This is a genomic window from Pseudomonadota bacterium, from assembly GCA_027624955.1.
Taxonomy (GTDB): Bacteria; Pseudomonadota; Alphaproteobacteria; order UBA828; family UBA828; genus PTKB01.
This window is the reverse complement of sequence record JAQBTG010000007.1, coordinates 17230-36960: the sequence shown is the minus strand read 5'-3', so window position 1 is coordinate 36960 and position 19731 is coordinate 17230. Positions and strand designations below refer to the sequence as shown.

At 61.1% G+C, this 19731-nt stretch carries 15 protein-coding genes; 11 read left to right on the top strand and 4 right to left on the bottom strand.

The window, feature by feature from the left end:
- Nucleotides 1-12: 12 nt before the first annotated feature.
- From sucC to O3A94_04240, 7 genes are all read left to right on the top strand, one after another.
- A complete protein-coding gene (sucC, locus tag O3A94_04270) occupies nt 13-1182 on the top strand; it encodes an ADP-forming succinate--CoA ligase subunit beta (protein MDA1355468.1) in 1170 nt (389 codons plus the stop codon).
- Nucleotides 1182-2057, top strand: coding sequence for a succinate--CoA ligase subunit alpha (gene sucD / locus O3A94_04265; GenBank protein ID MDA1355467.1), 876 nt, complete (start codon nt 1182-1184; stop codon nt 2055-2057). The genes sucC and sucD overlap by 1 nt, the downstream gene beginning before the upstream one ends.
- Nucleotides 2058-2089: 32 nt before the next feature.
- A complete protein-coding gene (locus O3A94_04260; protein MDA1355466.1) occupies nt 2090-4972 on the top strand; it encodes a 2-oxoglutarate dehydrogenase E1 component in 2883 nt (960 codons plus the stop codon).
- Nucleotides 4969-6225 carry a 2-oxoglutarate dehydrogenase complex dihydrolipoyllysine-residue succinyltransferase gene (odhB, locus tag O3A94_04255; protein ID MDA1355465.1) on the top strand — a complete coding sequence of 419 codons (1257 nt, stop codon included), beginning with the start codon at nt 4969-4971 and terminating at the stop codon, nt 6223-6225. The genes O3A94_04260 and odhB overlap by 4 nt, the downstream gene beginning before the upstream one ends.
- A gap of 32 nt (nt 6226-6257) precedes the next feature.
- Nucleotides 6258-7667, top strand: a complete 1410-nt coding sequence (lpdA, locus tag O3A94_04250; GenBank protein ID MDA1355464.1) for a dihydrolipoyl dehydrogenase — start codon at nt 6258-6260, stop codon at nt 7665-7667.
- Nucleotides 7668-7820: 153 nt separating this feature from the next.
- Complete coding sequence (locus O3A94_04245) at nt 7821-8246, top strand: YeeE/YedE family protein (GenBank protein ID MDA1355463.1); 426 nt, start codon at nt 7821-7823, stop codon at nt 8244-8246.
- A gap of 3 nt (nt 8247-8249) precedes the next feature.
- On the top strand, nt 8250-8711 hold the full coding sequence (locus tag O3A94_04240) for a YeeE/YedE family protein (protein ID MDA1355462.1): 462 nt from the start codon (nt 8250-8252) through the stop codon (nt 8709-8711).
- A gap of 49 nt (nt 8712-8760) precedes the next feature.
- On the opposite strand, the gene O3A94_04235 is transcribed toward O3A94_04240, so the two are convergent.
- Nucleotides 8761-9564 (bottom strand): alpha/beta hydrolase, encoded by an 804-nt coding sequence (locus tag O3A94_04235; GenBank protein ID MDA1355461.1) that lies wholly within the window; start codon nt 9562-9564, stop codon nt 8761-8763.
- 411 nt (nt 9565-9975) lie between these two features.
- Nucleotides 9976-12429 (bottom strand): PAS domain S-box protein, encoded by a 2454-nt coding sequence (locus O3A94_04230; protein MDA1355460.1) that lies wholly within the window; start codon nt 12427-12429, stop codon nt 9976-9978.
- Between the two features lie 287 nt (nt 12430-12716).
- Here O3A94_04230 and O3A94_04225 point away from each other — a divergent pair, with 287 nt between their 5' ends.
- Nucleotides 12717-13136, top strand: coding sequence for a hypothetical protein (locus O3A94_04225; GenBank protein ID MDA1355459.1), 420 nt, complete (start codon nt 12717-12719; stop codon nt 13134-13136).
- Nucleotides 13137-13355: 219 nt separating this feature from the next.
- Here the strand turns inward: O3A94_04225 and O3A94_04220 are convergent, their stop codons facing one another.
- Both O3A94_04220 and fsa read right to left on the bottom strand, forming a co-directional pair.
- Nucleotides 13356-14273, bottom strand: a complete 918-nt coding sequence (locus O3A94_04220; GenBank protein ID MDA1355458.1) for a tyrosine recombinase XerC — start codon at nt 14271-14273, stop codon at nt 13356-13358.
- Nucleotides 14274-14383: 110 nt separating this feature from the next.
- Nucleotides 14384-15046, bottom strand: a complete 663-nt coding sequence (fsa, locus tag O3A94_04215; GenBank protein ID MDA1355457.1) for a fructose-6-phosphate aldolase — start codon at nt 15044-15046, stop codon at nt 14384-14386.
- A 123-nt stretch (nt 15047-15169) separates the two neighbouring features.
- Between fsa and O3A94_04210 the strand changes: the two genes are divergently transcribed.
- From O3A94_04210 to atpA, 3 genes are all read left to right on the top strand, one after another.
- The gene (locus tag O3A94_04210; protein ID MDA1355456.1) at nt 15170-17401 is read left to right on the top strand and encodes a primosomal protein N'; all 2232 of its coding nucleotides are present in this window, start codon (nt 15170-15172) and stop codon (nt 17399-17401) included.
- 209 nt (nt 17402-17610) lie between these two features.
- Nucleotides 17611-18168 (top strand): F0F1 ATP synthase subunit delta, encoded by a 558-nt coding sequence (locus tag O3A94_04205; protein MDA1355455.1) that lies wholly within the window; start codon nt 17611-17613, stop codon nt 18166-18168.
- 2 nt (nt 18169-18170) lie between these two features.
- Complete coding sequence (gene atpA, locus O3A94_04200) at nt 18171-19700, top strand: F0F1 ATP synthase subunit alpha (protein ID MDA1355454.1); 1530 nt, start codon at nt 18171-18173, stop codon at nt 19698-19700.
- The last annotated feature ends 31 nt before the right edge of the window (nt 19701-19731 follow it).

Genomic DNA, 19731 nt, shown 5'->3' with positions numbered 1-19731 from the left:
GGCCAGAAGCCTGTGAACATTCACGAATATCAGGCCAAAAGCTTGCTCGCCGGGTATGGCGTGGCGATTGCGCGCGGCAAAGCGGTACTGGAGCCGAGCGAGGCAGCAGCCGCGGTCACCGAACTAGGCGGGCCGGTATGGGTGGTGAAGGCGCAAATTCATGCCGGCGGGCGCGGCAAGGCCGGCGGCGTTAAAATATGCAAGAGCGCCGAGGAAGCGGTGGCAACCGCACAAGGCATGTTCGGCAAAGTTCTGGTGACGCATCAGACCGGGCCGGCCGGCAAGGAAGTGCGCCGGGTGTTTATCGAAGAAGGCTGCGATATTGCCAATGAGCTATATGTCGGCGCGGTGATCGACCGCACCACCGGGCGCGTGGCCTTCATGGCCTCCTCCGAAGGCGGGGTGGAGATCGAACAGGTGGCCGAAGCGACGCCTGAGAAGATCATCACCGTCACCATCGATCCGGCGAGCGGCTGCCAGGGGTTTCATGCGCGCAAGCTGGCGTTTGGCCTGGGGCTTAAAGGCAAATCATTCAAAGCGGCGCTCAAGCTGTTCCCCGCACTTTATGACGCGATGCTCGGCAGCGATGCCTCCATGCTGGAAATCAACCCGCTGGTGGTCACCGGAGACGGCGATCTTCTGACCCTCGATGCGAAGATGAATTTTGACGACAATGCGCTCTATCGCCATCCCGATATCGCGGCGCTGCGCGACGAAAGCGAAGAAGACCCGGCCGAGCGCCGGGCGGCGGAGCATGAGCTTAACTATATCAAGCTCGACGGCTCAATCGGCTGCATGGTGAACGGCGCCGGCTTGGCGATGGCGACGATGGATATCATCAAGCTGAACGGCGGCTCGCCGGCCAACTTCCTCGATGTTGGCGGCGGGGCGACGCGCGAGCGGGTGACCGAGGCGTTTAAGATTCTGCTGGCCGACAGCAATGTAAAAGGCGTGTTGGTCAATATCTTCGGCGGCATCATGCGCTGCGATGTGATTGCCGAGGGCATCGTCGCGGCGGCCGGTGAAATCGGCATTTCGGTGCCGCTGGTGGTGCGTCTCGAAGGCACCAATGTCGACCAGGGCAAAGCGATCCTGGCGGCAAGCGGCTATGCCATTATTTCGGCCGATGATTTGGGCGACGCGGCGGTGAAAATCGTCGCTGCCGTGGCGGAGGTAAGCTAATGGCGGTTCTGGTCGGGGCGGAGACGAAAGTCCTCTGCCAAGGGTTTACCGGCGCGCAAGGCACATTCCATTCCGAGCAAGCGATTGCCTATGGCACGCGCATGGTCGGCGGCGTCACGCCAGGCAAAGGCGGGACCAAGCATCTCGATTTGCCGGTGTTCGACACGGTGGGTGATGCGATGGCGGCGACGGCGGCCGATGCCAGTGTGATCTATGTGCCCGCAGCCTATGCGGCGGATGCGATTTTGGAAGCGATCGACGCCGAAGTCGGGCTGATCGTCTGCATCACCGAGGGTATCCCGGTGCTCGACATGGTGCGGGTTAAGCGCGCGCTCGATGGCTCAAAAAGCCGGCTGATCGGGCCCAATTGCCCTGGCATCATCACGCCGGGCGCCTGCAAGATCGGCATTATGCCGGGTCATATCCACCGCACCGGCAGCGTGGGTATTGTCTCACGCTCCGGCACGCTTACCTATGAAGCTGTGGCGCAGACAACCGCTGCCGGGCTCGGCCAATCGACCTGTATCGGCATTGGCGGCGACCCGGTAAACGGCACGAATTTCATTGACTGCCTGGAGCTGTTTTTGGCCGATGCGCAGACGGAAGCGATTGTGATGATCGGCGAGATCGGCGGCAGCGCGGAAGAAGACGCGGCGGCGTTTTTGACTTCAGAGAAAGTTAAGAAGCCTGTGGTTGGATTCATTGCCGGGTTGACGGCGCCGCCGGGCCGCCGCATGGGCCATGCCGGCGCGATCATCTCTGGCGGCAAGGGCGGCGCAGGCGATAAGATCGAGGCGATGAAACGCGCCGGTATCGCGGTATCGCAGTCACCTGCCGGTATTGGCACCACGATGGTGGAATTGCTAAAAAGCTGATCCCACCCAGCCGCAACAGCGGCGGATTTGGCATGAACAAACACGACACATCGTTTTTGCACGGTTCGAACACCGCCTTTATTGAGGCGTTGTTCGAGAATTACTCGCGCGACCCGAATTCGGTCGAGCCCAGTTGGCGCGCCTATTTCGCCGATATGAACGGCGCCGAGGCGGAAACTGCCGACGCACAAGGTGCCAAACCTAACGGCGGCGCAGTAGCTTCGGAGTTGTCGGGGCCGGAGCCCGAGCCGGAGCCGCGTTCCATTCCGGCGGAGGCGGCAGCCGGCGTACCTGCAGCGACGGTGGATTCGATCCGCGCGCTGATGCTGATCCGGGCGCATCGCGTGCGCGGGCATCTCTTGGCCGATCTCGACCCGCTGGGGCGCAACGGCGATGCCAGCCATCCCGAGCTAGACCCCGCCTCTTATGGTTTTACCGATGCCGATTACGACCATCCGATTTATGTCGATGGCGTGTTGGGCATGCAGTGGGCGACGCTCAAACAAGTGGTCTCGGTGGTGCGCGAAACCTATTGCGGGCGGATCGGCGTCGAATTCATGCATATCCAGGATGCGCAGCAAAAGGCGTGGATCCAGATGGCCATGGAAGGCAGCCGCAACCGCGCCAATCTGAGCCAAGGCGACAAGCTGGAGATTCTCCGCCACCTCGACGAAGCCGAGGGTTTCGAACGCTTTCTCGATATCAAATATCCCGGCACCAAGCGGTTTTCGCTCGAGGGCTCGGAAAGCATCGTGCCGGCGCTGGAAACGCTGATCGAAGGCGCCGCCGCCTGGGGGGTGCGCGATATCACCATCGGCATGGCGCATCGCGGCCGCCTGAATGTGCTGACCAGCATCATGGGCAAATCCTATGCCGCGGTGTTTTCCGAATTTCAGGGCGAGGCCGCCCATCCCGCCGATGTGCAGGGCTCGGGCGACGTCAAATATCATCTCGGCGTGTCGACCGACCGCGAGCTGCCGGACGGCACGAAGCTTCACTTGTCGCTGACGCCCAACCCGTCGCATCTGGAGGCGGTCAATCCGGTGGTGCTGGGCAAGGTCCGGGCCAAGCAGACGCTGGCCGGCGATTGGGAGCGCGAGCGGGTGATGGGCATTCTCCTGCACGGCGACGCATCCTTTGCCGGCCAAGGCACGGTGGCGGAAACGCTGGAACTCTCCAATCTGCGGGGCTATCGCACCGGCGGCACCATCCATATCATCATCAACAACCAGATCGGCTTTACCACCAGCCCGAGCTTCGCGCGCTCCTCGCCCTACCCGTCGGACGCGGCGAAAATCATCCAGGCGCCGATTTTTCACGTGAATGGCGACGATCCCGAAGCGGTGGTGCATGTCTGCCGCATGGCCGCGGAATATCGCCAGCGCTTTCACCGCGATATTGTGATCGACGTGTTTTGCTATCGCCGCCACGGCCATAACGAAGGCGACGAACCGGCCTTTACCCAGCCGGTCATGTACCGCGCCATCGAACAGCAGACGACGACGCGGCAACTCTATTCAGAACGGCTGGTGGCAGAAGATGTGCTATCCGCCGCCGAGGCGACCAGCCTGGCTGAAAGCTTCCAAGCGCGGCTCGAAGAGGAATTGGCGGCGTCCAAGAGCTACCGGCCCAACAAGGCGGATTGGCTGGAGGGTGCGTGGCGCGGCTTTGAAGCGGCGCCGTCGGAACATGGGCCGGGCGAAACCGCGGTCGAGATCGATGTGCTGCGCCACCTCGGCGCCGCCATTACCAACGTGCCGGCGGAATTTAACTTGCATCCACGCCTCAACCGGATCCTCGGCGCACGCCGCAAGATGATCGATTCAGGCGAAAAGATCGATTGGGCGATGGCCGAGGCGATGGCCTTCGGATCGCTGATGCTAGAAGGCAATGCGGTGCGCTTGTCGGGGCAGGATTGCTCGCGCGGCACGTTTTCGCAGCGCCACGCCGCGCTGTTTGACCAGCAGAGCGAAGCGCGCCATATCCCGCTCAACCATATCGCTGACGATCAGGAACGGCTCGAAATCTCCGACAGCCTGTTATCGGAAGTCGGCGTGCTCGGCTTTGAATACGGCTATTCCATCGCCGATCCGAATACGCTGGTGTTGTGGGAAGCGCAGTTCGGCGATTTCGCCAATGGCGCGCAGGTCGTGATCGATCAGTTCATCGCCTCGGGCGAAAGCAAATGGCTGCGCATGTCGGGCCTGGTGATGCTGCTGCCGCATGGCCATGAGGGCCAGGGGCCGGAGCATAGCTCGGCCCGGATGGAGCGCTTTCTGCAACTCGCCGCAGAAGGCAATATCCAGGTTGTGAACTGCACCACCCCGGCGTCGTTTTTCCATGTGCTGCGCCGCCAGTTGCGCCGCAGCTACCGCAAGCCGCTGATTGTGATGTCGCCGAAATCGCTGCTACGCCACAAGCGGTGCGTCTCGGCGCTGGAGGATTTCGCGCCCGGAACCCATTTCCACCGGGTGATCGGCGAAGCCGACGGCTATGGCGCGGGCGAGGATATCCGCCGTGTGGTGCTGTGCAGCGGCAAGGTCTATTACGATTTACTTGAACGCCGGGGCGAACAAAACATCGCCGATGTGGCGCTACTCCGCATGGAGCAAATCGCGCCATTTCCAAGCCGCAGCCTGACCGTGGAATTGGCCAAATATCCGCGCGCGGAAATCGTCTGGTGCCAGGAAGAGCCGCAAAATCAGGGCGCCTGGAGCTATGCTGCGCTACGCATCGATGCGGTGTTGGAAGGCCTCAGCGACACGGTGCGCAGGCTGCGCTATGTCGGCCGGCCGGAAGCCGCTTCGCCGGCCAGCGGCTCTTTCAAAATTCACCTGCGCGAGCAGAAACTGCTGGTCGACGAAGCGCTCGCAGCGCCGGATGCGGACGGCGGCTCGAAGGGGGCACAGTCATGACGCTTGAGATTATCGTACCGGAACTGGGCGAATCGGTGACCGAAGCGACAGTTGCCAAATGGTTCAAGGCACCGGGCGACGCGGTGGCGCTGGATGAGCCGTTGGTCGAGCTTGAGACCGACAAAGTAGCGCTTGAAGTGAACGCCGCCAGCGCCGGCGTGCTTACCGATATCATCGTCAGCGCAGGCGAGGACGTTGCGGTCGGCGCCGTGCTCGGCCATCTCGCTGAAGGCACAGGCGCGGTGAAGGCCGCGGTGAAGGACGCGGTGAAGGCCACGGAGATTTCCGCGGCGGCGCCCAAAGCCGTGACGCCGGATGCCATGCCGGCCGCCCCGCCAGCCGCCCCGCCGGTTCTCTCGCCGGCGGTGCGCAAGCTGATTGAGGAAAGCGGTCTCGATGCCAACGAAGTCCAGGGCAGCGGCAAGGACGGGCGGATTTTGAAAGGCGATGTGCTGGAGCTGATCGCGGCGCCTGGCGCGCCCGAAGCGCCACAAACTGCCGAGACTGCCGAAACTGCCAAGATCGCAGCGCCCGCCACGGCGGCGGCTGGGTCGGCGCGTGAGGAGCGCGTACCGATGTCGCGCCTGCGCCGGCGCGTGGCCGAGCGCCTGAAAGAGGCGCAAAACACCGCCGCCATGCTGACCACGTTCAACGAAGCGGATATGAGCCACGTCATGGCGGCGCGCGCCGAATACCGCGATGCCTTCGAGAAAAAACATGGTGTGCGCCTCGGCTTCATGTCGTTTTTCGTCAAGGCGGCGATTGCCGCGCTCAAGGATATTCCGGCGGTCAATGCCGAGATCGATGGCGCCGACATCGTCTACAAGAAATATTACCATATCGGCGTTGCAGTCAGCGCACCGCAGGGCCTGGTGGTGCCGGTGCTGCGCGATGCCGACCAGTTGGGCTTCGCCGAGATTGAAAAGCGCATCGCCGCGCTTGGCGTGAAGGCGCGCGACGGCAAGCTCTCCATGGATGATCTGTCGGGCGGCACGTTTACCATCTCCAACGGCGGCGTCTTCGGCTCGCTGATGTCGACGCCAATTCTCAACCCGCCGCAATCCGGCATCCTCGGCATGCATAAGATTCAGGAGCGGCCGATCGCCATCGACGGCGAGATACATATCCGCCCGATGATGTATCTCGCACTCAGCTATGATCACCGCCTGATCGACGGCAGCGAAGCAGTCACGTTTCTGGTGCGCGTCAAGGAGTGCATTGAGGCGCCTGAGCGGCTATTGCTCGACCTCTAGCGGATCACACCGAACCTCAAAGGCAGACGAAAATGAGCGAGAACAAATTCGATGTTGTGGTCATTGGCTCGGGGCCGGGCGGTTATGTTGCCGCCATCCGGGCGGCACAGCTCGGCCTGAAAACCGCCTGCGTGGAGAAGGACCCGGCGCTCGGCGGCACGTGCCTCAATGTCGGCTGCATTCCGTCCAAGGCGCTGTTGCAAGCGTCCGAGGAATATGCCCATGCCGGCAAGGGGCTGGCGCGCCACGGCGTGATGATCGAGGGCCTCAGCTTGGACCTGGCGGTTATGATGGGACACAAAGACAAGGTGGTCGGCGATCTCACCAAAGGCATTGCGCATCTTTTTAAGAATAACGAGATCACTCACATTGCCGGCACCGGCGCACTCGGCGCAACCGGCGAGGTCATCGTCCGCGCCGCCGACGGCAGCGAAACCAAGCTGCAGGCCGGCGCCACCATTATCGCCACCGGTAGCGCCGCGGCCAGCTTGCCGGGCATCGAGATCGATGAGAAACGCATTGTCAGCTCGACCGGGGCGCTGGCGCTGGATGCGGTACCGGGCCATCTCGCGGTGATCGGTGCGGGCTATATCGGCTTGGAGATGGCCTCGGTGTGGGGCCGCCTCGGCGCCAAGATCACGGTGATCGAATTTCTCGACCGCATCGTACCCGGCATGGACGGCGAACTGGCCGGCCAGTTTCAGAAAATGCTGCGGCGCCAGAAAATGAAGTTCAAACTCTCGACCAAAGTGACCGCCGCAGAAGTGAGCGACAACGGCGTGAGCCTGATCATGGAGCCGGTCGCCGGCGGTGCTCAGGAAACGCTCGACGCCGATGTGGTCCTGGTCGCAGTTGGGCGGCGCCCCTACACCGAAGGGCTCGGCCTCGAGCAGGCCGGCGTCGCGTACGACAGAGCCGGGCGCATCGAGGTCAGTGAAACTTACGAAAGCAATGTCGCCGGGGTCTACGCCATCGGCGATGTCATCAAAGGCCCGATGCTGGCGCACAAGGCCGAGGACGAAGGCGTCGCCGTGGCGGAAATCATCGCCGGCCAGAAGAGCCATGTGAATTACGCCGCCATCCCGGGAGTGGTCTATACCCAGCCCGAGCTCGCCTCGGTTGGACAAACCGAAGAGCAGCTACAGGAAGCCGGTATCGACTATAATTCCGGCAGCTTCCCGTTTATCGCCAACGGCCGGGCGCGCGCCATGTCGGCGACCGACGGCTTCGTGAAAATACTGGCCGATGCCACCAGCGACCGCATTCTCGGTGTGCACATCATGGGCGCCGACGCCGGCACGCTGATTGCCGAAGCGGTGCTGGCGATCGAGCTTGGCGCCTCAGCCGAGGATCTGGCGCGCACCTGCCATGCCCACCCGACACTCAGCGAAGCCATCAAGGAAGCGGCAATGGACGTCGCCGAACGCGCGATTCACGTATAGCGCCAAACCGGCGCGTTCCTCGCCCGTAAAAGGCCCTTCCTCGCGAGCTGAGAGCACTTTACCATAGTAATCCTAGGGTGTTACTGATTCAGGCTGGCAGGGCGAGCCATTTGGGAATTCTCGAATTGGCGCGGCGCTGAGGAGCGTAACCAAATGGAAAATTTTACACCGATATCGGCATTGCTCGGCGGCACGGCAATTGGCATTGCCGCGGCGATACTGTTGTTCGCCAACGGGCGCATTGCGGGCATCAGCGGCATCTCGAGTGGGTTGGTGTTTTTGCCGCGAGGTGATTCCGCTTGGCGGGTAGTTTTTCTCGGCGGCCTGATAGGCGGCGCGTTTGTGCACCGGGTCATCTTCGGCTGGTCGGAAAATATCACGCTCGATGCGTCTTGGCCGCTTCTGGTCGCGGGTGGCTTGCTCGTTGGTTTTGGAACTCGGCTAGGTGGGGGCTGCACCAGCGGTCACGGGGTCTGCGGCATAGGCCGCTTTTCCATACGTTCGATCGTGGCGGTGGTGACCTTCATGCTAGCGGCCGGCGCGACAGTCTATGTCGTCCGCCACGTCGTGGGGGGTTAAGCCATGGTTAAGCTGGTCATGGCCAAGCTTATCAGCGCCAAGCTTATCAGCGCAGTTGTTGCGGGCGTGGTGTTTGGATGTTGCCTCGGTCTTTCGCATATGGTCGACCCCGCCAAGGTGCTCGGATTTCTCGACGTCGCCGGGGCGTGGGACCCAAGTCTGATCTTAGTGATGGCGAGCGCCACGGGCGTCGCGGGCGTTGCCTTTTGGTTTGTTTCCTATCGTACGCGGCCGTTTTTCGAGAAGGCGTTCATGCTACCGACGGTGAAACATATCGACGTAAAGCTGGTAGGCGGTGCGGTCTTGTTCGGCGTCGGCTGGGGCTTAGTGGGGTTTTGCCCGGGGCCGGCGATCGCCTCTTTCACGTATGGCGATCCAAGCTCGCTCATCTTTGTCGCGGCCATGATAGCGGGCTTCGGCCTGACTAAGTTGATCCCCGATACACCCCGCGCCGTTCCTGCCTGACATTGCCGGTTGCGGTATCGCAAGTGAGTCCACCTGCTCGGGATTTGCTCTAGGCGGCTTCACGCAAGAAATTCTCGATGGTACTTGCGAATGCCTCGAGATCGTCCCACGGGATCATATGTCCGACACCGTCTATGCGAATTGACCGACACTCGGGGATCAGGCTGGTAATTTCCGCGGCATCCGCGTCGGTGATCGTGCCGCCTGTCTCGGCGTAGATGAGCAGCGTCGGAGACGCAATCGCGGGCATTAAGACATGCACGTCTTCTTCGTGAAAAGATCGATGCGTTTGGGTAACCGCCTTGACCGTGCATGTCGGCAGCCATTGGTCGCGTAACGCGATTTGCTGTGCAGTCCAGTTTTTCAGAAGCGGACTTGAGGCATCGGTCGCCTGACCGTGTGAGGCAGCACGCATGCCGTCCAAATACCATTGCAAGACGATCGGATAGTCGCGCCTGCCTGGGCCCGAGACAGGCGGGTCGACTAAAATCAGCGGTCCCACCAGCGACGGCGAATCCGCCGCCAGCTTGATGGCGATTCTGGCGCCCATCGAATGGCCGGCGACGATCGGATTCTCGAGGCCAAGTTGCTCGATAACGCCTTGCACATCCGCGGCGTAATCGGCCAGCCAATATTCGAGATCGTCGCCGCAGGATGAAAGGCCGCGTCCGCGGATGTCCAGCGTGAACACATGACAGAAGTCAGCCAGACGACGGCTGACAAAATCCCACATAATGGCTGGGCTGGTGATGCCTGGTAACAAAACGAGCGGCGGTCCGTCTCCCGCAAACTCATGATAATGCAGCCGAACGCCACCGACGGTTAGGTGTCGGCCACTGGGTTGGACGGTCATGTGGGTTGGACGGTCATGTGGCTTGGTCACTCCGAAAGATGGGTATTGCAGGCGCGCGTGTGACGGAGCACTTCATCGTGCCGCAATGCTGCGCTTCTTGACAGTATGTAGCCAAATATTGGGAGTCAATCGGCCACGATTGCCGTTGGGGCCTTCGTCAATTTACGCGGCATCTTGGCCATGCAGGTTCAAAAAACGAAACCGCAGTAGCCCGTTGCACACGCGAATATCAAAAACCCCCATAGATTCACCGCCGGAGCGATCGGCAAGAAGCAGGCAGAGGAACATTGATGGCTTTGCGCTTGATAAACCATGCGGGTGGAATCGGACATGGCGGCCATCCTTTAACGGTGACTTCCACGTCACCTCATAGCTAGAACCAAAGGTCAGGCTGAGAATTTAGGCGCCGACCTATTCTTCATCCAACACGGACCTAATCTTGTTCGCCAAATCCGCCTTCCTGAACGGCTTCTGAAGGACATGCGTGGGCTTGTCGAGCCCATGTTGTTTGGCGAACGCTTCTTTCGCATAGCCGGTCATGAAAACGATCTTGGTGGCCGGGCTGCGGCGTCGGACCTCTGCCGCGAGGCCAGGGCCGTTCATGCCGCCAGGTAAAATCACGTCCGACAGCAACAAATTGATCGGGGTCGAGCACTCCAACACCTGCAACGCCGCTTCAGCGCTCGCCGCCTCGGCGATCTCGTAGCCGAGGCCGGAGAGCAAGGCAACGGCCAGTGTGCGCAGGTCAGCATCATCCTCCACGATTAGTATGACTTCACCTTGGGCTGATGGAATATCTGACCTCGCCTCGTTCAAATTCGGTTTGTCGATTTGTCCTAGCGAGCGCGGCAGATAGAGCTTGACCGAGGTCCCTTTGCCCGGCGCGCTGTATATCGTCACATTGCCGCCGGATTGTTTGGCAAAGCCATAGACCATGCTGAGGCCAAGTCCGGTTCCCTTGCCGACCTCCTTGGTGGTGAAGAACGGCTCGAAGACGTGCTTGAGCGCTTCGCTCGAAATGCCGCTGCCGGAGTCAGATACGCCGAGCATGATATAATCGCCGGGTTCGGCATCTGCTTGAGCGCCGGCGAAATCGTCGTCCAACACTAAGTTCGCCGTCTCGATGGTAAGCGTACCGCCCTCCGGCATGGCGTCGCGCGCATTGATCGATAAATTCAACAGCGCGTTTTCCAATTGCGATTGATCAGCGTGACAAAGCCACAGACCCGCCGCTTCAATGCTCTTTATCTCAATTGTTTCTCCCAGCGTGCGGCGCAGCAAATCCGCCATGCTGAGGACCAGTTGGTTAAGGTCGAGAGCCGTGGGCAGTAAAGTCTGCTTGCGCGAGAAGGCGAGAAGCCGGTCGGTCAACGCCGCGCCCCGCTCGGTGGCCTTTATACCGCGCTCGATCATCTCACCTACGCCTTTGTCGGCGCTCACGCTGTCGCGAATAAGTTCCAAATTACCCAGCATCACCGCCAGCAGATTGTTGAAGTCATGCGCAACGCCACCGGTTAACTGGCCCATAGCCTCCATTTTCTGCACCTGGCGGAACTGCTCCTCCATGAGTTTGCGCTCGGTAATATTCTCTAACACCGCCACGCTGAAGCGAAAATCGCCGTTGCAATCGAGAACTGGTGTTGATGCAACGTGGCACCAAACTGTTTGCCCATCTTTTCTGATGAAGCGTTTGTCCATCCCATATGCCGATGCCGCGCCCGCGATCATGGCATTTCTGCGCTTTTGGCTTTCCATCAGATCATCTGGATGCGTGATGTCAGCAATAGTCAGGGCATTAATTTCCCCGCCGGTAAAACCCAACATATTTTGCAGCGCTGGGTTGGCGTTTTGTATGCGGCCTTGATCGTCACTCATCGCGATGCCAACTCCGGCATTTTCGAACAGCGCGCGAAAACGCTCCTCGCTTTCGCGCAAGGTCTGTTCCCGCTTCTTGATGTCGGTGATATCGGTTCGAATACTTACAATGCCGCCGCCGGGCAGAACGCGATGGCTATGCTTGATCCAAGAGCCGTTTGCGAGTTGCTGTTCAAATGTGTCGGATGAATCTCGCCCCTCCCAAAAAGTCTTGAGGAATTCGTCAACCTGCCCAATGGCCTCGGGTATAGCGCCGCTCGCACAATACGCGCGACCGATATTTATGCGCGACTCACCTACCGTCAGTAGATGTGCCACCTCGGAGTAGATTTCCCGGTAGCGTTTGTTGGCGTAGACGAGGCGTTCATTCGAATCGAAAAGCACTAAGCCCTCGGCGGCATCGTCCACTGCTTCGCGCAGGCGCTGAAGCTCGAGTTCGGCGAGCTTGCGGGTGGTGATGTTGATGCACAACCCGACCATGCGCAGCGGTCTGCCATCGACGGCGCGAACCGTCCGGCCAACCGAGTGGACCCAGATATATTCGCCATCGGGCAAGTAGTAGCGGTATTCCACGTCATAAGGTGTATCGATTTCCAGGTGATTTCGCAGGCACCGCTTCACCTGAGCGCAGTCGTCGGGATGAATGTGCGACGTCCACAGATCATCGTCGTCCCAAATATCGAATTTTTCTGTAGCTTCCTCGTCGCCGCGGCCAAAGAGAAGCTGAAGCCCGGACGAACCCCAGTTCCATTTTTTCTCTACGTCCCAATCCCATATGGCGGGTGTTATCACCTGGAACGCGAGATCGAGCCGCTCCACCAGCTCTCGGTACTTGCCTTCAACTTCGCGGGCCGGCGTGCCGGATGTAGGCGCCGTGGTCTCCCGGAACCCGTCGATTACGCTCTCCAGCGCCGCCACTTGCCGCCGAAGTTCGCTATTTTCATCAGCGAGTTGAGAATTCGCCCTGCTCATCTGATGACCTGTAGACACCTTCGACTCCCTTGTTCCATCATTCCCCAACATAGCTCGTCATATAACCTGGTTAACGCAGTTAACATGGTCATGATTGCCGTCCAATGACCATCGATCGTGTGATCGAACATGACGGACAGTCAGGGCAGCCGACTGCCTGGCAATGCCGGTTGCCGTCTCGCGCGCCAGGGTGGGCCGCAGTGGAAGCGGCTATATCGGCCCAAAGTGAAAGATGGATTTATGTTGCCGCGTCGAAGTTGACGTGGTTAACCGGGGACGAACAACAAAACAATTGGGAATTCAAGATGTCAGCATTTGAAACGGCAACGAAGCTCTTCCACGCCTGCGAGAAACTCGAAGGTTGGGAAGGTTGTAAACAATATGCGGCGGACGGCGCCACATATTCTGGGCAATGTGAGCCGCTTATGGATATCACAACGCTTGAGGGATATTGCGATTGGATGGCCGGCCTGGGCAAAGGCCCGTTGAAAGGTTGCAGCTATGTACTCAACGGCTCGTCTTATGACGAGGCCAACAAGATGGCTATTTTCTTTGGCACCATTACCGGGACCCATGTGGCTGACGGCGGGCCTGTTCCGCCGACGAACAAGGAAACCGTCACAGATTATGTTTACGCCTATACGATGAACGACGCCGGCAAAGTCACGAAAATGCGCAAGATTTGGAACGCGTCCTGGACCTTGAAGGAACTCGGCTGGATGTAGCGCCAAGCGCTGGAACGCGCATGACAGGCCTTTCCTCCCCATTGCATATTCTGTGGGGAGAAAGGGTTTGGGTTGGACGGGCGAGCCAAGCGCGCGGAGCGCGCTCAAGTAGTCAATTACGGCGATATTGAACTTAACTCTTCCGAGCGCGCCCCGCGCGCTTGGTTCTCCCCTTCTCCCCAACCCCTCGTCCCCGCTGGGGAAGAGGGGCTTGATCTATCAGCGTGCTCTCGGGTGCGCCGCGTTGTAGGCGGCCATCAAGCTCGCTTCATCGACCTCGGTGTAGCGCTGGGTGGTGGTGAGGCTGGCGTGGCCGAGCAGTTCCTGGATGCTGCGCAGATCGCCGCCATCGGCCAATAGATGGGTGGCAAAACTGTGGCGCAGCGCATGCGGAGTGGCGCTCGGCGGCAGGCCGAGGGCGCCGCGCAGACGCGCCATGCCGGACTGGATGACGCGTGCGCCCAGGCGCCCGCCGCGCGCACCCACAAACAGCGGCCCGCCGGCTTCGAGCGCAAGCGGACAGGCAGCGCGGTAATCTGCGATCGCCTTATTGACCACGGGTAGCACCGGCACGCCGCGCTCCTTGTCGCCTTTACCGCGCACCAGCAACACATCGGCGCCAGTGACATCGCGGCCGTCAAGGCCGAGCGCCTCGCCGATGCGCAAGCCGCAGCCGTAGAGTAGCAACAGCACCGCCGCGTCGCGCTTGGCGATCCACGACTGGGTGTTGTTGGCGCTGGCCGCGCCGTCCTCCGCCGCGGCGACAACCGCGCTGGCCTGGCCGGTGGTTAACGGGCGCGGCACAGCGTGCGGCAGACGCGGGCTCCTAAGCGACGCGACGGCGCCGTTCGATGCCAATTGCTCACGCTCGAGATGGCGAAAAAAACCGCGCAGTACTGAGACGGCGCGGGCGGTTGAGGTCTTGGCACGGTTCTCAGCAGCACGGCGAGCGAGATAGCTGCGGAAATCGGCGGCGCGCAGACCTTCCAGCCCGGCGAAGCTGACCGGCCCGCCCAAATGCACCATCAGAAATGCGAAAAATGCTGAGAGATCGCGCAGATAGGCGCTCACCGTATGGTTTGACGAGCGCCGCTCATCAGCCAGCCAGCGGCGCCAGGATTCCACCGCGTCGATCACCGCTGCATCGGCGACAAATGTGACGCCACCAATGGTTACGCCGCCGATCTCAGTGCCCGGCGTTGACAGGTCTGGAGCTTCGGCGGCGATAGCGGCACTCCCCTATGTGACTAGCTGAGAATTGACTGCCCGGTCTTTTCCCAATCGGCGAGGAATGTGGCCAGGCCAATGTCGGTGAGCGGATGCTGCGCCAGTTTGCGCAGCACGGCGGGTGGCACGGTGGCAACATCGGCGCCGAGCTTTGCCGCCTCAATCAAATGGATGGGATCGCGGATCGAGGCAACCAGCACTTCGGTGTGCAGCGTGTCGGGGTAATTGCTGTAGATGGTAACGATCTCCTCGATCAGTACCATGCCATCCTGGCCGATATCATCGAGCCGCCCGACAAAGGGCGAGATGAAGGTGGCCCCGGCTTTGGCCGCCAGCAACGCTTGAGCGGCGGAAAAACACAGCGTCACATTGACCATTGTCCCGGCCTGGCTGAGCGTACGGCAGGCTTTGAGACCATCCCAGGTGAGCGGCACCTTGACCGCTATATTGGGCGCGATTCCGGCCAGGCGCCTGCCCTCCTCGATCATCGAGTCGGCGTCTGTCGCGGTCACTTCAGCGCTGACTGGCCCCTCGACGATTTGACAAATGCGGGTGACCGTCTCGATAAAATCGCCGCCTGATTTATGGATCAGCGACGGATTGGTGGTCACGCCGTCGAGCAGCCCGGTGGCCGCTAAATCCTCGATCTCTCCGATTTCCGCCGTATCGACGAAGAATTTCATGCCCTGCTATCCCTTGTTGAATGCTCCCACCGCGCCCAAATCCCGCGACCGGCAGAGCGCCAGCGCAGGACGCTGAAAACGCCCGGCTTGAGGCGGCGGCGAGTCGTTGGCACATTTTATCGGATGGCTAAGAACGACGCCACTTTAACCCCGCCCGAGACCGGCGACGATACGGCCCGTATCGCCGTCCTGCTGCCGCTCGGGCTCGACACCGCCTATGACTATCTGGTCCCGGCCGGGGAATGCGCGCCCGAGGGCGCGTTTGTCCGCGTGCCGCTCGGCAGCCGCGAGGTTACGGGCGTGGTTTGGAGAACGGTCGAGGACGATGGTGACGCCAGCCTGACGCGCGACCGGCTGAAATATATCAACAGCGTTTTGCCGGTGCCGCCGCTGCCTGAAAGCGTGCGCAAGCTGGTCGATTGGGTGGCGGAATACACTTTGGCGAAGCGCGGCGCGGTATTGCGCATGGCGATGAGCGTGCCGGCGGCGTTGGAGCCGGCCAAAATGCGCGTGGCATATCTTGCCGGCGAGAATTTACCCGAGCGCCTCACGCCGGCGCGCCAGCGCGTGTTGGACTTATTGTCCGACGGCCTGCCGCGCGGCGCCCAAGAGGTGGCGCACGAGGCCGCCGTCAGCGCCGGCGTGGTGCGCGGGCTCGCCGACAGCGGCGCGCTCAGGCACGTGTCACTGCCTGCCTGGCAAGCACCAGAACCGCCGGATTGGCGCCTGCCGCGCGCCACGCTATCGGCGGATCAACGGGTAGCTGCGGACGCGCTCGCAGCGCGCGTGCGCGAGACTGGGTTTAGCGTCACCCTGCTGGACGGGGTGACGGGATCAGGCAAGACGGAGGTTTATTTCGAGGCCGTCGCGGCGGCGTTGGAAGCGGAGCGCCAGGTGCTGGTGATGCTGCCGGAGATTTCCCTCGGCATACAATGGCTGGGACGCTTCCGCGCGCGTTTTGGCACCGCGCCGGCGGTGTGGCATTCGGAACTCGGCCAGCGCGCGCGACGCGAGACCTGGCGCGGCGTGGCAGACGGCAGCCTGCGCGTTGTCGTCGGCGCGCGCTCGGCGCTTTGGCTTCCGTTCGCCGAACTTGGCCTGATCGTCGTGGACGAAGAGCATGACAGCGCGTTCAAGCAGGAAGACGGCGTGATCTACCATGCCCGCGATATGGCGGTGATGCGCAGCCGTCTGGCAGCCTGCCCACTGGTGCTCAGCTCGGCCACGCCGTCGCTCGAAACCCTCGGCAATGTGCGCAGCGGGCGCTACCAAAGCCTGGACCTGCCGGACCGTCATGGCGGCGCCCAACTGCCGCATATTGAGACCGTCGATATGCGCGCCACGCCACCACCCCGAGGCGCTTGGATTTCACCGCCGCTGCGCGAGGCGATGGCGGAAAGCTTTGCCGCCGGGCAGCAGGCGGTGCTGTTCCTGAACCGGCGCGGCTATGCACCGCTGACGCTGTGCCGCGCCTGCGGCCATCGGCTCGAATGCCCCAATTGCACCGCCTGGCTGGTCGCTCATCGCTTTTCCGACACCCTCAATTGCCATCATTGCGGCTATCGCCGGCGCCAACCCGAGGCCTGCCCGGAATGCGAAACCGAGGGCCGCATGGCGGCGTGCGGGCCGGGCGTGGAACGGGTGGCCGAAGAAGCGGCGGCTTTATTCCCCGAGGTGCGCAGCGAAATCGTCACCAGCGACACCATCGCCGGGCCAGGTGAAGCGGCGGATTTTATCGCCCGCATCGAGAAGCGCGAAATCGATCTTTTGATCGGCACCCAGATCATCGCCAAGGGCCATCATTTTCCGTTGCTCACACTGGTTGGTGTGATCGACGCCGATCTTGGCCTTGCCGGTGGCGATTTGCGCGCCGCAGAGCGCACCTACCAACTGCTGCATCAGGTCGCCGGGCGGGCCGGACGAGCGCGCCATCCCGGGCGTGTGCTGCTGCAAACCTATATGCCGGAACATCCGGTCATGGCGGCGCTGGCGACCGGCGGGCGCGAAGCTTTCCTGGCGCGCGAGGCGGAAGCGCGCGAGCAGCATGGCCAGCCGCCGGCCGGGCGGCTCGCCGCGATTATCCTGTCGGGGCGCAACGAGGCCAGCGTCGCCGCGACCGCCCGCGCACTTGCCCGCATCGCGCGCCGCACCCTGCCGGCGGACGGCGGCATTGAAGTTCTCGGGCCGGCACCGGCCGCTATGGCGCTGTTACGCGGACGCTATCGTTACCGCCTGTTGATCAAATGCGCGCGCGCGGTGTTGCCGCAGCCATGGCTGCGCCGTTGGCTCGCCGACCTCGACGCGCCTTCTCGCGTAACGCTTCGGGTGGACGTTGATCCGTATAGCTTTTTATAGAACTAAGATGTTGAAATAATTATAATAATATGACTTTTCGGAGTCAGTTGCGTGACCATATACAGTATGTTACTTATCGCCTGCTTTTCGGGCGGAGGGACTGCTCGGAAGGGCTGATTTACGGCCAATTCAGCTTAGAAATTCAGCGCAGAAAAATACCAAGAACCGTCGGATAAGCCACGGCGGCAGAGTTGAGGGAATGAAGTTCGGTGGCAGCCAAATCCACAGGTCAGAGTGATCTCGCCAAGCGCTATGCGACGGCGTTTTTTGATCTTGCACTGGAGCAGGATCAGCTTGATAAACTGGCCGGAGAGCTCAGTGATTTAAGCGCCCTGATGGATGAAAGCGCCGATCTGGCGCGCCTCGTCCGCAGCCCGATTGTCTCGCGCGGCGAACAGGGCGCCGCGATGGCAGCCATTATCAGCCGCGCTGGCATGTCGAGTTTCGTCGGAAATTTAGTTGGCCTGATGGCCCAGAACCGCCGGCTGTTTGCCTTGAAAGGTACAATCGCCGCGTTTCAGACGCTGGTGGCCGAGCATCGCGGGGAAGTTTCCGCGGAGGTCACCTCGGCCAGCGAATTGAAGCCAGCACATTTGAGCGCCGTCAAAGAGGCGCTTAAGAAAATCGTCGGCCGCGACGTCGCGTTGGAAACCACGGTCGACCCGAGTTTGATTGGTGGACTGATCGTCAAGGTCGGTTCACGCATGATCGACAATTCACTACGGACGAAGCTCGAAAATCTTGAGCTCGCCATGAAAGGGATTTGAGAATGGACATCGGCGCCGCTGAAGTATCGGCAATCCTCAAAGAGCAAATCGCCAATTTTGGCACCGAAGCGGATGTCGCCGAGGTCGGACAAGTGCTCTCCGTGGGTGACGGTGTCGCTCGCGTTTATGGTCTGGATAACGTCCAGGCCGGCGAGATGGTCGAATTTCCAGGCAATATCCGCGGCATGGCGCTCAATCTTGAGACCGACAATGTCGGCGTCGTGATTTTCGGCGAGGATCGGGCGATCAAGGAAGGCGATACGGTTAAGCGGACCGGTGCCATCGTCGAAGTCCCGGTCGGCAAAGGCCTGTTGGGCCGCGTCGTGGACCCGCTCGGCAATCCGATCGACGGCAAAGGCCCGATCGATTTCACCGAGATGAAGCGCATCGAAGTCAAAGCGCCCGGCATTATCCCGCGCCAGTCGGTGAACGAGCCGGTCCAGACCGGCCTCAAGGCACTCGACGCCTTGGTCCCTGTCGGACGCGGCCAGCGCGAATTGATCATTGGTGATCGCCAGACCGGCAAGACCGCCGTCGCGATTGATACCATCATCAATCAGAAGGGCATCAACGCCAGCGGCGACGAAAGCAAAAAGCTCTATTGCATCTATGTGGCCATCGGGCAAAAACGCTCGACCGTGGCTCAAGTGATGAAGACGCTGGAAGAGAACGGCGCCCTGGAATACACCATCATCGTCTCCGCCACCGCTTCCGAAGCGGCGCCCCTGCAGTTTCTCGCACCCTATTCGGGCTGCACCATGGGTGAATATTTCCGCGACAACGGCATGCATGCCGTGATCATTTATGACGATCTCTCAAAGCAAGCGGTGGCCTATCGCCAGATGTCACTCCTGCTCCGCCGCCCGCCGGGCCGTGAAGCCTATCCGGGCGACGTGTTCTACCTCCATTCCCGCTTGTTGGAGCGCGCCGCAAAAATGAACGCTGATCATGGCGGCGGATCGCTAACGGCGCTGCCGGTGATCGAAACCCAGGCGGGCGACGTGTCGGCCTATATTCCGACCAACGTGATCTCGATTACCGATGGTCAGATTTTCTTGGAAACCACTCTCTTCTATCAGGGCATCCGCCCAGCTATTAACGTTGGTCTCTCGGTCAGCCGGGTGGGCTCAGCGGCGCAGATCAAGGCGATGAGGAAGGTTGCCGGGCGCATTAAGCTGGAGCTAGCGCAGTACCGCGAGATGGCAGCATTCGCGCAGTTTGGCTCGGATTTGGACGCCTCCACCCAACGCCTGCTGGCGCGTGGCGCGCGGCTTACAGAACTGCTCAAACAGGGGCAATATTCGCCGCTGGCGATCGAGGAGCAGGTAGTGGTTATCTTTGCCGGCGTGCGCGGCTATCTCGATGGCATCGAGGTTGAGCAAATCGGTCGTTTCGAGCAAGAATTTCTCGGTGAGATCCGCTCCGGTGGCGGCGATATTCTCGACGCCATCCGCACCAACGGCGAGATGAGCGAAGACAATGAAAAGAAGCTCGATTCGATGCTCGACGATTTCACCAAGAAATTCGCCTGAGCCCGACTGGTAAGACGGAGCATAACGCGAG

Excerpts from the sequence above, each read along its gene's own strand:
- sucD (MDA1355467.1), top strand. The coding sequence starts at position 1,182 with ATGGCGGTTCTGGTCGGGGCGGAGACGAAAGTCCTCTGCCAAGGGTTT.
- O3A94_04260 (MDA1355466.1), top strand. The coding sequence starts at position 2,090 with ATGAACAAACACGACACATCGTTTTTGCACGGTTCGAACACCGCCTTT.
- odhB (MDA1355465.1), top strand. The coding sequence starts at position 4,969 with ATGACGCTTGAGATTATCGTACCGGAACTGGGCGAATCGGTGACCGAA.
- lpdA (MDA1355464.1), top strand. The coding sequence starts at position 6,258 with ATGAGCGAGAACAAATTCGATGTTGTGGTCATTGGCTCGGGGCCGGGC.
- O3A94_04245 (MDA1355463.1), top strand. The coding sequence starts at position 7,821 with ATGGAAAATTTTACACCGATATCGGCATTGCTCGGCGGCACGGCAATT.
- O3A94_04240 (MDA1355462.1), top strand. The coding sequence starts at position 8,250 with ATGGTTAAGCTGGTCATGGCCAAGCTTATCAGCGCCAAGCTTATCAGC.
- O3A94_04235 (MDA1355461.1), bottom strand. The coding sequence starts at position 9,564 with ATGACCGTCCAACCCAGTGGCCGACACCTAACCGTCGGTGGCGTTCGG.
- O3A94_04225 (MDA1355459.1), top strand. The coding sequence starts at position 12,717 with ATGTCAGCATTTGAAACGGCAACGAAGCTCTTCCACGCCTGCGAGAAA.
- fsa (MDA1355457.1), bottom strand. The coding sequence starts at position 15,046 with ATGAAATTCTTCGTCGATACGGCGGAAATCGGAGAGATCGAGGATTTA.
- O3A94_04210 (MDA1355456.1), top strand. The coding sequence starts at position 15,170 with ATGGCTAAGAACGACGCCACTTTAACCCCGCCCGAGACCGGCGACGAT.
- atpA (MDA1355454.1), top strand. The coding sequence starts at position 18,171 with ATGGACATCGGCGCCGCTGAAGTATCGGCAATCCTCAAAGAGCAAATC.